We start from the raw sequence: 679 nt of genomic DNA, 5'->3' as shown, positions 1-679 counted from the left end.
CCATGAACCGAGCCAGTTTGTTTAAGATGATGGAGGTATCACGTCACAAAGATCCGAAGACAGTGATGCAGTATATTAAGAAATCCGAACTGTTTGATGATCATGCCGGTGAAGGATTGTTATAGACTACTTTTTATCCTGGCCATGGAGCATTTAGTAGTTCATTCATTCGATCCTGGAAATAACTCGGGTATTTCTCCATCACCGCCGCTGCCAGCCATGGAGAGCGAAGCGAAGGCTGGTAGTCTCCAGTAGCCGCGAGGCCGCACTGCTTACCCGTCGTGCGCATAGCGCCAGAAGGAAAGCAAAGTAGGCGTCCAAACGCGGCGTCCAGTCATTGGGAGCCAAGTACGGAGCAGCAACGAGCTTGCGAAGTTGTTGCGTAGTGCTTGGTGACCAGGACGGCTGGAGCACCAATAGGTTGCCAAAGGCCGAGTCGATTTTGGGGACTGGGATGTCCCAAAATCTATCACGAGGTCGAAGACACGCTTGATGACGGTAGATCCATTCATGGCTGACCAACGGATAACCAGCCTCCCCCAATGAACCTGCGATCTGCGCCGTAATCTGGTATCTTTCCTCTTGAGTGAGTTGCCTGTAGCGCCTCATGTGCATGCCTGTATGGTGTTGGTGTCAGAGCTACCCATTCTAGGCGGCAACTGACTCCCTTTCAGCATCA

At 51.7% G+C, this 679-nt stretch carries 1 protein-coding gene; it reads right to left on the bottom strand.

The window, feature by feature from the left end:
• Positions 1 to 201 precede the first annotated feature (201 nt).
• Positions 202 to 414, bottom strand: coding sequence for a hypothetical protein (locus tag ACOCD2_RS24300; RefSeq protein WP_419626311.1), 213 nt, complete (start codon positions 412 to 414; stop codon positions 202 to 204).
• Positions 415 to 679 lie beyond the last annotated feature (265 nt).

Source organism: Thiolapillus sp. (assembly GCF_048562965.1).
Taxonomy (GTDB): domain Bacteria; phylum Pseudomonadota; class Gammaproteobacteria; order Chromatiales; family Chromatiaceae; genus Thiolapillus; species Thiolapillus brandeum_A.
Note: the sequence above shows the minus strand (reverse complement) of the source record. Positions and strands in the feature narration are given on the sequence as shown.